Origin of the sequence: Streptomyces sp. NPDC012794 (assembly GCF_042901085.1) — a bacterium.
GTDB lineage: Bacteria > Actinomycetota > Actinomycetes > Streptomycetales > Streptomycetaceae > Streptomyces.
In genome coordinates this window covers 312,985-325,838 of record NZ_JBIBCI010000003.1, presented here as the reverse complement: position 1 = coordinate 325,838, position 12,854 = coordinate 312,985, and the positions used below count along the sequence as shown (strand labels likewise).

15 protein-coding genes are annotated in these 12,854 nt (G+C 71.7%); 10 read left to right on the top strand and 5 right to left on the bottom strand.

Going from position 1 to position 12,854, the window contains the following annotated elements; all coding sequences use genetic code 11:
* Nucleotides 1–88 precede the first annotated feature (88 nt).
* From ACFY7H_RS07580 to ACFY7H_RS07570, 3 genes are all read left to right on the top strand, one after another.
* The gene (locus tag ACFY7H_RS07580; protein WP_388934513.1) at nucleotides 89–1,237 is read left to right on the top strand and encodes an adenosine deaminase; all 1,149 of its coding nucleotides are present in this window, start codon (nucleotides 89–91) and stop codon (nucleotides 1,235–1,237) included.
* A 140-nt stretch (nucleotides 1,238–1,377) separates the two neighbouring features.
* Nucleotides 1,378–1,638, top strand: coding sequence for a hypothetical protein (locus tag ACFY7H_RS07575; protein WP_388934510.1), 261 nt, complete (start codon nucleotides 1,378–1,380; stop codon nucleotides 1,636–1,638).
* A gap of 129 nt (nucleotides 1,639–1,767) precedes the next feature.
* Entirely contained in the window at nucleotides 1,768–2,535 is a 768-nt protein-coding gene (locus ACFY7H_RS07570; protein ID WP_388934508.1) for a hypothetical protein, read from the top strand.
* 59 nt (nucleotides 2,536–2,594) lie between these two features.
* On the opposite strand, the gene ACFY7H_RS07565 is transcribed toward ACFY7H_RS07570, so the two are convergent.
* From ACFY7H_RS07565 to ACFY7H_RS07555, 3 genes are all read right to left on the bottom strand, one after another.
* Nucleotides 2,595–2,807, bottom strand: a complete 213-nt coding sequence (locus ACFY7H_RS07565) for a PspC domain-containing protein (protein ID WP_388934506.1) — start codon at nucleotides 2,805–2,807, stop codon at nucleotides 2,595–2,597.
* 52 nt (nucleotides 2,808–2,859) lie between these two features.
* Nucleotides 2,860–3,435 (bottom strand): VanZ family protein, encoded by a 576-nt coding sequence (locus ACFY7H_RS07560; protein WP_388934503.1) that lies wholly within the window; start codon nucleotides 3,433–3,435, stop codon nucleotides 2,860–2,862.
* An 86-nt stretch (nucleotides 3,436–3,521) separates the two neighbouring features.
* Nucleotides 3,522–4,151 carry a PH domain-containing protein gene (locus ACFY7H_RS07555; RefSeq protein ID WP_388934501.1) on the bottom strand — a complete coding sequence of 210 codons (630 nt, stop codon included), beginning with the start codon at nucleotides 4,149–4,151 and terminating at the stop codon, nucleotides 3,522–3,524.
* Nucleotides 4,152–4,287: 136 nt separating this feature from the next.
* Between ACFY7H_RS07555 and deoC the strand changes: the two genes are divergently transcribed.
* From deoC to ACFY7H_RS07540, 3 genes are read left to right on the top strand one after another with little or no spacing between them, the layout of a single operon-like run.
* The gene (gene deoC / locus ACFY7H_RS07550) at nucleotides 4,288–5,250 is read left to right on the top strand and encodes a deoxyribose-phosphate aldolase (protein ID WP_388935003.1); all 963 of its coding nucleotides are present in this window, start codon (nucleotides 4,288–4,290) and stop codon (nucleotides 5,248–5,250) included.
* A gap of 5 nt (nucleotides 5,251–5,255) precedes the next feature.
* Nucleotides 5,256–6,692, top strand: a complete 1,437-nt coding sequence (locus ACFY7H_RS07545) for an aldehyde dehydrogenase family protein (RefSeq protein ID WP_388934499.1) — start codon at nucleotides 5,256–5,258, stop codon at nucleotides 6,690–6,692.
* A complete protein-coding gene (locus ACFY7H_RS07540) occupies nucleotides 6,685–7,584 on the top strand; it encodes an aldehyde dehydrogenase family protein (RefSeq protein WP_388934497.1) in 900 nt (299 codons plus the stop codon). Before ACFY7H_RS07545 ends, ACFY7H_RS07540 begins: the two co-directional genes overlap by 8 nt.
* A gap of 63 nt (nucleotides 7,585–7,647) precedes the next feature.
* Here ACFY7H_RS07540 and ACFY7H_RS07535 read toward each other — a convergent pair whose 3' ends face one another.
* The gene (locus ACFY7H_RS07535; RefSeq protein ID WP_388934495.1) at nucleotides 7,648–8,019 is read right to left on the bottom strand and encodes a hypothetical protein; all 372 of its coding nucleotides are present in this window, start codon (nucleotides 8,017–8,019) and stop codon (nucleotides 7,648–7,650) included.
* Between the two features lie 143 nt (nucleotides 8,020–8,162).
* Here ACFY7H_RS07535 and ACFY7H_RS07530 point away from each other — a divergent pair, with 143 nt between their 5' ends.
* Nucleotides 8,163–8,795, top strand: coding sequence for a uridine kinase (locus ACFY7H_RS07530; protein ID WP_388934492.1), 633 nt, complete (start codon nucleotides 8,163–8,165; stop codon nucleotides 8,793–8,795).
* A 135-nt stretch (nucleotides 8,796–8,930) separates the two neighbouring features.
* On the opposite strand, the gene ACFY7H_RS07525 is transcribed toward ACFY7H_RS07530, so the two are convergent.
* The gene (locus tag ACFY7H_RS07525) at nucleotides 8,931–9,629 is read right to left on the bottom strand and encodes a SigE family RNA polymerase sigma factor (RefSeq protein ID WP_388934489.1); all 699 of its coding nucleotides are present in this window, start codon (nucleotides 9,627–9,629) and stop codon (nucleotides 8,931–8,933) included.
* A gap of 188 nt (nucleotides 9,630–9,817) precedes the next feature.
* On the opposite strand from ACFY7H_RS07525, the gene afsQ1 reads away from it, so the two are divergent.
* Genes afsQ1 through ACFY7H_RS07510 form a run of 3 tightly spaced genes read left to right on the top strand, consistent with a single transcriptional unit; the run spans nucleotide 9,818 to nucleotide 12,592 of the window.
* Entirely contained in the window at nucleotides 9,818–10,495 is a 678-nt protein-coding gene (gene afsQ1, locus ACFY7H_RS07520; RefSeq protein ID WP_388934487.1) for a two-component system response regulator AfsQ1, read from the top strand.
* The gene (locus ACFY7H_RS07515) at nucleotides 10,492–11,982 is read left to right on the top strand and encodes a sensor histidine kinase (RefSeq protein WP_388934485.1); all 1,491 of its coding nucleotides are present in this window, start codon (nucleotides 10,492–10,494) and stop codon (nucleotides 11,980–11,982) included. Before afsQ1 ends, ACFY7H_RS07515 begins: the two co-directional genes overlap by 4 nt.
* Nucleotides 11,963–12,592 carry a hypothetical protein gene (locus ACFY7H_RS07510; RefSeq protein ID WP_388934483.1) on the top strand — a complete coding sequence of 210 codons (630 nt, stop codon included), beginning with the start codon at nucleotides 11,963–11,965 and terminating at the stop codon, nucleotides 12,590–12,592. Before ACFY7H_RS07515 ends, ACFY7H_RS07510 begins: the two co-directional genes overlap by 20 nt.
* The last annotated feature ends 262 nt before the right edge of the window (nucleotides 12,593–12,854 follow it).

Genomic DNA, 12,854 nt, shown 5'->3' with positions numbered 1-12,854 from the left:
GTGTACGCGACCCGTCCGTACGGTCTCTGTTACATATCGACCCCGCTGCCGACGCGCTGCTCTACGCGCGTAGGAGTAGAGTGCCGGGATGACGAGCGAGACCCCCAACCTGCCCACCCCGGACCAGATCCGCCGCTCCCCGAAGGTGCTCCTGCACGACCACCTCGACGGTGGACTGCGCCCCGGCACCATCATCGAGCTGGCCGCCGAGGCCGGTTACGACAAGCTGCCCGAGACGGATGCCGACAAGCTGGGCGTCTGGTTCCGTGACGCCGCGGACTCCGGCTCCCTCCCGCGCTACCTGGAGACGTTCGCGCACACCTGCGCCGTCATGCAGACGAAGGAGGCCCTCTTCCGGGTCGCCGCCGAGTGCGCCGAGGACCTCGCCGAGGACGGCGTCGTGTACGCGGAGATCCGCTACGCCCCCGAGCAGCACCTCGAAGCCGGCCTGACCCTCGAAGAGGTCGTCGAGGCCGTGAACGACGGCTTCCGCGAGGGCGAGCGCCGCGCCAAGGCCAACGGCCACCGCATCCGCGTCGGCGCCCTGCTGACCGCCATGCGCCACGCGGCCCGCGCGCTGGAGATCGCCGAGCTGGCCAACCGCTACCGTGACAACGGCGTGGTCGGCTTCGACATCGCCGGCGCCGAGGCCGGGTTCCCCCCCACCCGCCACCTCGACGCCTTCGAGTACCTCAAGCGCGAGAACAACCACTTCACCATCCACGCGGGCGAGGCCTTCGGCCTCCCGTCGATCTGGCAGGCCCTGCAGTGGTGCGGCGCCGACCGCCTCGGCCACGGCGTGAAGATCATCGACGACATCGAGGTCGCCGAGGACGGCTCGGTCACGCTGGGCCGCCTGGCCTCGTACGTCCGGGACAAGCGCATCCCCCTGGAGATGTGCCCCACCTCGAACCTGCAGACCGGAGCGGCCGTCTCGTACGCCGAGCACCCGATCGGCCTGCTGCGCAAGCTCCACTTCCGGCTGACGGTCAACACCGACAACCGCCTGATGAGCGGCACCAGCATGAGCCGCGAGTTCGAGCACCTGGTCGACACCTTCGGCTACTCGCTCGACGACATGCAGTGGTTCACCGTCAATGCGATGAAGTCCGCGTTCATTCCTTTCGATGAACGACTGGCCATGATCAACGACGTGATCAAGCCGGGCTACGCGGAGCTGAAGTCCGAATGGCTGTTCCGGCAGACCGCTTCCACCAGCGGAACCGTCTCGGCCTAGGCCACGGCCTGACCCACGGAAAGCGTCCGGGAATCGCAATTCCCGGACGCTTTCTCGTATTTAAGGATGTTTGCGGGAGCGGGTTTGAAGTGGCTAGGTTGCGGAGCCGCTCAGTTTCCCCGTCGCAAGGACGATTTTTCATGAAGCAGTCTGCTGCCAAGTCCCTCGGTGTCGCTGTGATTGGTGCCGCCCTCGCCGCGGGCGCCGCCGGTACCGCCTCCGCCTCGGCGCTCCCCGCCGCCAGCCTGACGGACACCCTCGGCTCCCTGACCAGCGCCACGAGCTCCCTCACCGACCAGACGCAGCAGGCGGCCCAGGAGGGCGAGGCCACCGACGCCGCCGCCCCGGTCACCAGCCTGCTCGGCGGCCTGCCCCCGCTGCCCGGCGGCATCGGCGGCTGACCGGAGCGCCGGTAAATCGCACACACGCGCACGCGGCGCACGCCCCTTCGAAGAGGTGTGCGCCGCGTCGTGCGGTGTGCCACGATCACCACCAACTGCCCGCCGACACCATGGGTATGAGGTTCGGTCATGCGCATCACGGCACGTTTCACGGCACCCGCGACGAGGCTCGCGCTGCTCCCCGCCCTGCTCCTCGGAGCGGCCGCGTGCGGCAGCGGTACGCAGGCCCCCGCGCCCGGGAAGACCCCCGACCCCAAGGGCTCCGCGGCCGTCCGCCCCTCGGGCGCGCCCGGCGCTCCGCCGGCCCCCGCCGCGCCCAAGGCCCAGGACGCGAGCCTGGAACGGGCCGCCCTCGTCCAGGGCGACCTGGCCGGCTACCAGATCTCCGCGCAGGGCAAGAACCCGAACGCCCCCGACGGTCAGCCGCAGGCCGACAAGAAGGCCTGCCAGCCGCTCGCCGACATCATGGGCGACAAGCCCGATCCGGCGGCCCGCGAGACCGTCAACCGTGGCATCGGCTCCCAGAAGCAGGTCGGACTCGCGGTCTCCGCCTCCGTCAGCTCCTACGGGGAGAGCGAGGCCAAGCGGGTGGTGTCCCGGCTGCGCGAGGCCGTCGCGGCCTGCGGTACGGGCTTCACCGCCACCGTCGAGAAGCAGACCGGCCGCTACCGGGACGTGAAGGCCGTCCCGTACAGGACGACGGGCGACGAGACGGTCAGCTGGACCACCACCGCCGCCGCCGAGGGCGTCTCGGCTCCGGTCCACCTGGTCGTCGTGCGCGAGGGGGACCGGGTCGTACGGCTGATGGCCCTGAACGTGGCCGCCGCGGACCAGAAGGCGCTGGTCCCGCAGGAAGTGGCCGACAAGCAGCTCGAGAAGGTCCGGAAGGCGGGCTGAGTCCCGCCGGAGCACCGGTCGCGCCCCGGTACCCCGGGGCCGGCTCCCGCGCGCGGGGGCTACCAGGCGGTCCGCGCCGTGCCCGCGCCGGCCTTCTCGTTCGGCAGCAGCAGCCACAGCGCGAGGTAGATGAGGACCTGCGGTCCGGGCAGCAGGCACGAGGCCACGAAGATGATCCGCATCGTGCGGGTCTTGATACCGAAACGCCGTGCGAGCCCGGCGCAGACGCCGCCGATCATCCGTCCGTCACGGGGGCGGGTAATCGCGCTCATTTTCTTCTCCTTCATAGGGATCGCGCTCCGGGATCTTCCCTTCCGCGATGCCTCAATACTCGCGCGGAACCGCCGAAAGGACCTCGGTCCAGGGTCCGATGCCGACCCTGGAAATTCTCGGGGTGGGCCCCTGAGACGCGTGGGCGCGGCGCACCCGGGCGCGCAGTACCGGTACGACGGACAGGTGGACGATCACCACTCCGGCGGTGTTCAGCAACAGCGCGTCCACGTCCAGCACCCGGCCCGGTACCGCGGTCTGGAGCATCTCGATGCCCAGTGAGATCAGTACGGCCGCGGCAGCCGTCCGTGCCAGCGAGGACCAGGCGGCCAGCGGCCCGGGCGTCAGCCGCCCCCCGGCCAGCGGCAGCAGCACCCCCAGCGGGGCCAGCAGCGCCAGCCCCTCGCCGATCCGCCGGGCGGCCTCCAGCGGCCCGTAGGCGAGGTCCGCCCTGATCCCGTCCAGCGGGGTGAGGTTCGCGGCGGCCGCCCAGGGGACGTCCAGGGGGCTCAGGGTCAGCCATCCGACGACCAGCAGGTGCGCGGCCATCAGGGCCCCGCTCAGGAGCCGGGACCGGACCGGGAGCTGTGTGGCGGTGGCGGCGCTGCCGCTGCCCTCATGACGGTGCACACCTGCGAGGACGCACCCCCCGGCGGCACCGGTTCCGGTAGCCGGGGCCGTTACACGGCGGTTACGCCGGTCCGCGTACGGCCCGCTCAGCCCGTGGCCAGGAGCACGGCCAGCAGCACCGCGCCGGCCACGGCGGGCGCGATGATCTCGTACGCCCAGCGCACGGTGACGCCGCCCTGCGCGCCGGGCCGGCCCGCCCCGCGCTCGGCGAGCTCGCGCAGCTCGTCCACGGCCCGGTCGGCGGAGGCCCGCTGCGGCGCGGCCGGCTCGGCCCCCTTGTCCTGGGCCGTCATCCCCTTGCCGGTCAGTGCGTCCCGGCGGCTGAACTGCCGGCCGGCCTTCTTGCGCTCGCGCAGCGACACCGGCACCGACCACAGCTGGTACTTCGACCCCTGCGCCAGCACCTCCGCCGAGTACCCGGCGCGGACCGCGTCGACGGCGGCCCAGGGCAGCTCGATGATCCGGAAGGGGTTGCGGATCCGCATCCGGTCGTCGTTGGCGAAGACGGCCGGCCGCAGGGTGAAGGCGACGATCAGCGGGACGGTGAGCAGGGCGACGGCGATGCCGGTCCACCGCGTGCTCCCCCCGCCCCGTACGGCGGCGTCCCCGCACAGCCACGCGACGAGCGCGAGCAGCAGCACCCCGGTGACGACGGCCATGGGGGAGCGGTAGACGCGGTCGGCGTAGACCGGCTCGTGGGGGGAGGGCGTAGTCATGCCGCCGATTGTGCCGCATGGGTCCGCCGGGGGTGCGGGCGCGCGGCCCCGAAGCTCCGATGGCGGATGTCACGCCCATATGCGCACCGAGGGGGGTGACAGGCGCTACGCGCGTAGATATGCTCATCTGGTGACCATGCCCACCACCCTCTCCGCATTCGCTGACGTGACGGCGTCCGACAGCGCGCTGCGCCGCTTCCTGCACGGGCTGCCCGGCGTAGACGCAGTCGGCCTGGAGGCCCGCGCGGCCTCGCTCGGCACCCGCTCGATCAAGACGACGGCCAAGGCGTACGCCATCGACCTGGCCATCTCGATGATCGACCTGACGACGCTCGAGGGTGCGGACACCCCGGGCAAGGTCCGGGCGCTCTCCGCCAAGGCCGTCCACCCCGACCCGACCGACCGCGGCACGCCCATGACCGCCGCGGTCTGCGTCTACCCCGACATGGTGGCCACCGCCAAGGCGGCGCTGAACGGCGCCGACGTCAAGGTCGCCTCCGTCGCCACGGCCTTCCCGGCCGGGCGCGCCGCCCTGCCGGTCAAGCTGGCCGACACCCGTGACGCCGTCGCCGCCGGCGCCGACGAGATCGACATGGTCATCGACCGTGGCGCCTTCCTCGCCGGCCGCTACCTGGAGACGTACGAGCTGATCAGGGCCGTCAAGGAGGCCTGCGTCCGCCCCGACGGGACCGCCGCCCGCCTCAAGGTCATCTTCGAGACCGGCGAGCTGTCGACGTACGACAACATCCGCCGCGCCTCCTGGATCGGCATGCTCGCGGGCGCCGACTTCATCAAGACCTCCACCGGCAAGGTCGGCGTTAACGCGACCCCCGCCAACACCCTGCTCATGCTCGAAGCCGTACGCGACTTCCGGGCGCAGACTGGAATCCAGATCGGTGTGAAGCCGGCCGGCGGCATCCGCACCACCAAGGACGCCATCAAGTTCCTGGTTCTCGTCAACGAGACCGCGGGCGAGGACTGGCTGACCAACGAGTGGTTCCGGTTCGGCGCCTCCAGCCTGCTGAACGACCTGCTCATGCAGCGCCAGAAGCTGAGCACCGGGCGTTACTCCGGTCCCGACTACGTGACGGTGGACTGATCACCATGGCATCCCTCTTCGAGTACGCACCGGCCCCCGAGTCCCGCTCGGTCGTCGACATCGCCCCCTCCTACGGGCTCTTCATCGACGGCGAGTTCACCGACGCCGCCGACGGCAAGGTCTTCAAGACCGTCAGCCCCTCCAGCGAGGAGGTGCTGGCCGAGGTCGCCCAGGCCGGTGCCGCCGACGTCGACCGCGCCGTCAGGGTCGCCCGCAAGGCCTTCGAGAAGTGGTCCGCGCTGCCCGGCTCCGAGCGCGCCAAGTACCTCTTCCGCATCGCCCGGATCATCCAGGAACGCAGCCGCGAGCTGGCCGTCCTGGAGACCCTGGACAACGGCAAGCCGATCAAGGAGACCCGCGACGCGGACCTCCCCCTGGTCGCCGCGCACTTCTTCTACTACGCGGGCTGGGCCGACAAGCTCGACCACGCCGGCTACGGCGCGAACCCGCGCCCGCTCGGTGTGGCCGGCCAGGTCATCCCGTGGAACTTCCCACTGCTGATGCTCGCGTGGAAGATCGCCCCGGCGCTCGCCACCGGCAACACCGTCGTCCTGAAGCCCGCCGAGACCACGCCGCTGTCCGCCCTGTTCTTCGCGGACATCTGCCGCCAGGCCGGCCTGCCCAAGGGCGTCGTCAACATCATCCCCGGCTACGGGGACGCGGGCGCCGAGCTCGTCGCGCACCCGGACGTCAACAAGGTCGCCTTCACCGGCTCCACCGCGGTCGGCAAGGCCATCGCCCGCCAGGTCGCCGGCACCGACAAGAAGGTCACCCTGGAACTGGGCGGCAAGGGCGCCAACATCGTCTTCGACGACGCCCCCATCGACCAGGCCGTCGAGGGCATCGTCACCGGCATCTTCTTCAACCAGGGCCAGGTCTGCTGCGCGGGCTCCCGCCTGCTGGTGCAGGAGTCGATCCACGACGAGCTGCTCGACTCCCTCAAGCGCCGCCTGTCCACGCTGCGCCTGGGCGACCCGCTCGACAAGAACACCGACATCGGCGCGATCAACTCCGCCGAGCAGCTCGCCCGGATCACCGCGCTCGCGGAGACCGGCGAGGCCGAGGGCGCCGAGCGCTGGTCCCCGGCCTGCGAGCTGCCGTCCGCCGGCTACTGGTTCGCCCCGACGCTCTTCACGAACGTCACCCAGGCACACACCGTCGCCCGCGACGAGATCTTCGGGCCGGTCCTGTCCGTGCTGACCTTCCGCACCCCGGACGAGGCCGTCGCCAAGGCCAACAACAGCCAGTACGGCCTGTCCGCCGGCATCTGGACGGAGAAGGGCTCCCGCATCCTCGCGGTCGCCAACAAGCTCCGCGCGGGCGTGGTGTGGGCCAACACCTTCAACAAGTTCGACCCGACCTCGCCCTTCGGCGGCTACAAGGAATCGGGCTTCGGCCGCGAGGGCGGTCGCCACGGCCTGGAGGGCTACCTCGATGTCTGAGTCTTCTGCGACCCGTCTGAACGTCTTCAAGACCTACAAGCTGTACGTCGGGGGCAAGTTCCCCCGCTCCGAGAGCGGCCGGGTGTACGAGGTGAGCGACTCCAAGGGCAAGTGGCTGGCCAACGCCCCCCTGTCCTCCCGCAAGGACGCCCGTGACGCGGTCGTCGCGGCCCGCAAGGCCTTCGGCGGCTGGGCCGGCGCCACCGCCTACAACCGCGGCCAGATCCTCTACCGCATCGCCGAGATGCTGGAGGGCCGCCGCGAGCAGTTCGTCCGGGAGGTCGGCGACGCCGAGGGACTGTCCAAGTCCAAGGCCGCCGCCGTCGTGGACGCGGCGATCGACCGCTGGGTCTGGTACGCGGGCTGGACCGACAAGATCGGCCAGATCACGGGCGGGGCCAACCCGGTCGCGGGCCCGTTCTTCAACCTGTCCACCCCGGAGCCGACCGGTGTCGTCACCGTCGTCGCCCCCCAGGAGTCGTCCTTCCTCGGCCTCGTCTCGGTGATCGCCCCGGTCATCGCGACCGGCAACACGGCGGTCGTCATCGCGAGCGAGGCGTCCCCGCTCCCCGCGCTCTCCCTGGGCGAGGTGCTGGCCACCTCCGACCTGCCCGGCGGCGTGGTGAACATCCTTTCCGGCAAGGCCGCCGAGATGGGCCCCCACCTGGCGGCCCACCAGGACGTCAACGCCATCGACCTGGCGGGCGCCGACGAGGCCCTCGCCAAGGAGCTGGAGATCGCGGCGGCGGACAACCTCAAGCGCGTCCTGCGTCCACAGCCTGTGGACGACTGGACCGCCGACCCGGGCACCCACCGCATGACGGCCTTCCTGGAGACCAAGACGGTCTGGCACCCGACGGGCTCGCTGGGCTCGGGCGGTTCCTCGTACTAGAACGGCCCGCGTGAGACCGGCCCTGGCGGCGACCCCCGTGCCGCCAGGGCCTTCGCGCGTCCGCTACTTGGGCAGGACCGGACCGAGCAGCGAGGTCACCGCCGCCGTCGGGAGCTCCTTGACCGACGGGCCCTGCGTCAGGATCCCCGTGACCATCGTGGTCCCCACGGCCGGGAAGTCCGCGACCTTCGTCGCCACCCCGTTGTCGAGGGGGTCCACCCCGGTCCTGGCGAGCGGATTCACCTTGAGGTTCCCGATCGGGTCGGCGACCCCGGCCACCGCCGCCTGGAGGTCGGTCTCCGCGGACTGGAGGCGGCTCTCGGCCGCCTGGGCCCCGCCGGCCGCCATCGCCAGGGCCGCCCCGGCCATGGACAGGCTCAGGCCGGCTGCGCGGAGCCGCTGGGAAGACGGTTCGGATGCTGCGTGACGTGCCATGGGTTCCTGCCTGTGGTCGTAGTCGCGTGCGCACACACAGTAGTGGAGGCGGGATCCCGGATTCCAACCGCGCGTGTGAGGCCCGTCGCAGGAGACGTCACCGGTGCGCCGACACCCCGGGTCATGCCTCACACTGGTATCCCGTGAGCCGTTCATCTTCCCTTCCCACACGCGTCGTCCTGCTGACGGGCCCCTCGGGCTCCGGCAAGTCCAGGCTCGCGGCCCGCTCGGGCCTCCCCGTCCTGCGTCTGGACGACTTCTACAAGGAAGCGGCGGACCCGACCCTCCCGCTGGTCGAGGGCAGCTCCGACATCGACTGGGACTCCCCGCTGTCCTGGGACGCGGACACCGCCGTCGCCGCCATCGCGGAACTCTGCGCCACGGGCCGTACGGACGTCCCCGTCTACTCCATCGCCACGTCCTCCCGGACCGGCACGGAGACCCTCGACATCGACCGCACCCCGCTGTTCATCGCGGAAGGCATCTTCGCCGCCGACATCGCGGCCCGCTGCCGGGAACTGGGCCTGCTCGCCGACGCCATCTGCCTGCGCGGGCGGCCCTCGACCACCTTCCGCCGGCGCCTCGCGCGCGACCTGCGCGAAGGCCGCAAGTCCCTGCCGTTCCTGCTGCGCCGCGGCTACCGCCTGATGCGCGCCGAACGCGGCATCGTCGCCCGGCACGTGGCCCTCGGCGCCCACGCCTGCGGCCGCGACGAGGCCCTCGGCCGGCTCACCGCCGCCGCCGCGGGCCGCCACCGCACCCCCACCGCCCTCTGAAGGCGCGGCAAAAACCCGTCCAAAAGCGAAAAGGCGGGATCACGCGGACCCCCGGCCGCTTGATCCCGCCTCTTCTCCCCCTGCGGCCCCCGCCCCACCCCCGTAGGACGGGCCCCCCGGCCCCATGGTCTCTGGTTACGCGACGAGCTCCCCGAAGGACTCCGCCTCGTCACGTCCGAAGCTCAGCACCTCGTCCTCCCGCAGCCGGCGCAGCGAGCGCCAGATGCTCGACTTCACGGTGCCGACGCTGATGCCCAGGATCTCCGCGATCTCCGGGTCCGTACGGCCCTCGTAGTAGCGCAGCACCAGCATCGTGCGCTGCGGCTCCGGAATGCGGGCCAGCGCCTGCCACAGCACCGCGCGCAGCTCCGTGCCCCGCATGGCGTCCGTGTCGGAGGCCGTCTCCGGCAGCTCCTCGGTCGGGTACTCGTTCAGCTTGCGCCGGCGCCAGGCACTGATGTGCAGGTTCGTCATCGTGCGGCGCAGATACCCGCCGACCGCCGCCTTGTCGCTGATCCGGTCCCAGGCGCGGTACGTGGAGAACAGCGCGCTCTGCAACAGGTCCTCGGCCTCGTGGCGGTCGCCGGTGAGGTGGAAGGCCGTCGCGTACAGCGCCGCCCGCCGCTCCTGGACGTACGCGGTGAACTCCGCCTCCGACGTGGAGGACGGCGTGCTGCGCTGCGCGGGAACCGCCTGGTACTGCTTCGCGTCAATGGCTGTGACGTGTGCCGGCCGCTGACGGGCGACCGTCACCGTACGGACACCCGCCCGGCGGTTCACATCGTGCAGCCGCGTGACGACCGCGCTGGTCGTGGTGCTGTGCAGCGTGTTCATCTCGCGCCCCCCGTCGTGGAGTCTGCTTCGGTCCGTCGTGTCGATGAGAAAAGACTGCCCGCCGGGTATAACCAGGGTGTCCGCCGACTGTCACAGGCCTGTCACAGCCACCGGTGCGGCGGCGAGTGGCGCGATTGCACCCCTCCGGACGGTCGAACTGCGCACGGCCGATGGGACAGAATGAGCCCGTGCCTTTCCTGTTGCTGATCGAGGACGACGACGCCATCCGCACGGCCCTCGAACTCTCCCTGTCACGCCAGGGCCACCGAGTGGCCACCGCGGCGACGGGCGAGGACGGCCTGAAACTGCTGCGAGAGCAGCGGCCGGACCTGATCGTGCTGGACGTGATGCTGCCCGGGATCGACGGCTTCGAGGTGTGCCGGCGGATCCGCCGCACCGACCAGCTGCCGATCATCCTGCTCACCGCCCGCAGTGACGACATCGATGTCGTCGTGGGCCTGGAGTCCGGAGCCGACGACTACGTGGTCAAGCCCGTCCAGGGCCGCGTGCTCGACGCCCGCATCCGCGCCGTGCTGCGCCGGGGCGAGCGCGAGGCCAGTGACTCCGCCGTCTTCGGGACCCTGGTCATCGACCGGGCCGCGATGACGGTCACGAAGAACGGCGAGGACCTCCAGCTGACCCCGACCGAACTGCGGCTGCTGCTGGAACTCAGCCGCCGGCCCGGCCAGGCGCTCTCCCGCCAGCAGCTGCTGCGGCTGGTCTGGGAGCACGACTACCTCGGCGACTCGCGGCTCGTCGACGCCTGCGTGCAGCGGCTGCGTGCCAAGGTCGAGGAAGTGCCCTCCTCGCCCACGCTGATCCGTACCGTCCGGGGTGTCGGCTACCGGCTGGACTCCCCGCAGTGACCAAGGCCCTGTTCGCGGGCCGGCGCTGGACGAGCCTGCGGCTGCGCCTGCTGGTGGTGTTCGCGCTGGTCGCGCTGACGGCCGCGGTGTCCGCGTCCGGCATCGCGTACTGGCTCAACCGCGAGGCGGTGCTCACCCGTACCCAGGACGCGGCCCTCGGCGACTTCCGCCAGGAGATGCAGAACCGGGCCGCGGCACTGCCGGCCGAGCCGACGCCCGAGGAGATGCAGCACACCGCCGAGCTGATGGCGGGGAGCAGCCCCGGGTACAGCGTGCTGCTCGTCCACGAACGCAAGGACGGGCGCAAGGTGATCGGCGCCGCGGGCGCGGTCCCCTTCGGGCTGAACGACGTACCGGCCTCCCTCCAGCACGCCGTCAACGACCGGCAGAAGACCACCGCCGCCAACGACTCCGAGTACCACATGTACTGGCAGCGGACGAAGCCGCAGGGCAACCCGTACCTGGTCGGCGGCACGCGGATCGTGGGCGGCGGGCCCACCGGCTACATGTACAAGTCGCTCGCCACGGAGCGGGACGACCTCAACGCGCTGGGCTGGTCGCTGACCATCGCGACCGGACTGGCGCTGCTCGGCTCCGCGCTGCTCGCGCAGGGCGCGGCACGGACCGTACTGAAGCCCGTACAGCGGCTCGGGGACGCGGCCCGGCGGCTCGGCGAGGGCGAGCTGGACCACCGGCTCGACGTCTCGGGGACCGACGAACTCGCCGACCTGTCACGGACGTTCAACCGGACGGCGGAGGCGCTGGAGAAGAAGGTCGCCGACATGAGCGCCCGCGAGGAGGCGAGCCGGCGGTTCGTGGCGGACATGTCGCACGAACTGCGCACGCCGCTCACCGCGCTGACGGCGGTCGCCGAGGTGCTGGAGGAGGAGGTCGAGGACCTCGACCCGATGATCGCCCCGGCGGTCGGGCTCGTCGTCAGCGAGACGCGGCGGCTGAACGACCTCGTGGAGAACCTGATGGAGGTCACCCGCTTCGACGCGGGCACGGCCCGGCTGGTGCTGGACGACGTGAACGTCGCCGACCAGGTCACGGCGTGCATCGACGCGCGGGCCTGGCTGGACGCCGTCGAACTCGACGCCGGACGCGGGATCGTGGCCCGGCTGGACCCGCGCCGGCTGGACGTCATCCTGGCCAACCTCATCGGCAACGCGCTCAAGCACGGCGGCTCGCCGGTACGGGTGTCGGTGCGGGTGGAGGGGGAGTGGCTGGTCATCGCGGTCAAGGACAACGGGCCGGGCATCCCCGAGGAAGTGCTGCCGCACGTCTTCGACCGCTTCTACAAGGCGAGCGCGTCCCGGCCCAAGTCGGACGGCAGCGGGCTCGGCCTGTCGATCGCGATGGAGAACGCGCACATCCACGGCGGTGACATCACGGCCGAGAACGGACCGGAGGGCGGAGCGGTGTTCACGCTGCGGCTGCCGGTGGACGTGGGGAAGGTGATCGCCGGTGGCGGCACGGAGGAGTAGGGCCGCGGCGCTGGCCGTGGGGGTGCTCGCCCTGTCCGGGTGCGGCATCCGGGCCACGACGGTCCCCGTCGACGTGGGACCGGCGCCGTCGCGGGTGTCCTGCGAGACGGCCGGACAGCCGGCGGGGGCCGGCGGGGTACAGGGCTTCCGCGCGACGGTGGAGCTGGTGTGCGGATCGCAGCTGGTCGGCGTGGAGCGGGTGGTGCCCGTACCCGAGAAGCGGGCCTCGCGGGATCCCCTGGTGCTGGTCGCGCAGGCACTGCTGGAGGAACTGGAACGCAGGCCGTCCGGGGAGGAACGGGACGCGGGCTTCACCACCAGCGTCCCCGACGGCCTGTCGGCGGCCCCCGCGCGGGCGGGCGACCCGGCGGGCACGCTGCGGCTGAGCCGCAAGCCGGAGGACCTCCCGCCGGTGGCGCTGGCGCAGATCGTCTGCACCCTGTCGGCGAGCGACGCCCTCTCGGCGGGCCCGGGCCCGGTGGTCCTGGGGGGCCCGGACGCGGACCCGCCGCGCGCGTGGGAGTGCACGGACGCGGTCCGCTCCCGCCCGGAGTCCGTCCCGACCCTGGGGGACCTGGCGTCACCTTCGGCGTCACCTTCGGCGTCGTAGGGGGCGGGGGCCGGGGGGCTGCTGCCCACCCGCCCCCGAGTGCGGGTGGGTGTTGGGGGCCGGATCCCCCTCGACCCGTCTCACAGCCGGTTTGGGGGTTTCCCGTCAGTCCCATCGTCCTTCCGTGTCGTGCCGGCCCGTCAAGGGCGCTCACTTCGTTCGCGTCGCTACGCGATGGCCTTCGGCCACCCTTGACAGCCCGACCCGCCCCGGAAAGCCGAAAGACTGCCGGGAACCCCCCGAAAGAACGGCACGGTCCAAG

Excerpts from the sequence above, each read along its gene's own strand:
- ACFY7H_RS07580 (WP_388934513.1), top strand. The coding sequence starts at position 89 with ATGACGAGCGAGACCCCCAACCTGCCCACCCCGGACCAGATCCGCCGC.
- ACFY7H_RS07575 (WP_388934510.1), top strand. The coding sequence starts at position 1,378 with ATGAAGCAGTCTGCTGCCAAGTCCCTCGGTGTCGCTGTGATTGGTGCC.
- ACFY7H_RS07570 (WP_388934508.1), top strand. The coding sequence starts at position 1,768 with ATGCGCATCACGGCACGTTTCACGGCACCCGCGACGAGGCTCGCGCTG.
- ACFY7H_RS07565 (WP_388934506.1), bottom strand. The coding sequence starts at position 2,807 with ATGAGCGCGATTACCCGCCCCCGTGACGGACGGATGATCGGCGGCGTC.
- ACFY7H_RS07555 (WP_388934501.1), bottom strand. The coding sequence starts at position 4,151 with ATGACTACGCCCTCCCCCCACGAGCCGGTCTACGCCGACCGCGTCTAC.
- deoC (WP_388935003.1), top strand. The coding sequence starts at position 4,288 with ATGCCCACCACCCTCTCCGCATTCGCTGACGTGACGGCGTCCGACAGC.
- ACFY7H_RS07545 (WP_388934499.1), top strand. The coding sequence starts at position 5,256 with ATGGCATCCCTCTTCGAGTACGCACCGGCCCCCGAGTCCCGCTCGGTC.
- ACFY7H_RS07540 (WP_388934497.1), top strand. The coding sequence starts at position 6,685 with ATGTCTGAGTCTTCTGCGACCCGTCTGAACGTCTTCAAGACCTACAAG.
- ACFY7H_RS07535 (WP_388934495.1), bottom strand. The coding sequence starts at position 8,019 with ATGGCACGTCACGCAGCATCCGAACCGTCTTCCCAGCGGCTCCGCGCA.
- ACFY7H_RS07525 (WP_388934489.1), bottom strand. The coding sequence starts at position 9,629 with ATGAACACGCTGCACAGCACCACGACCAGCGCGGTCGTCACGCGGCTG.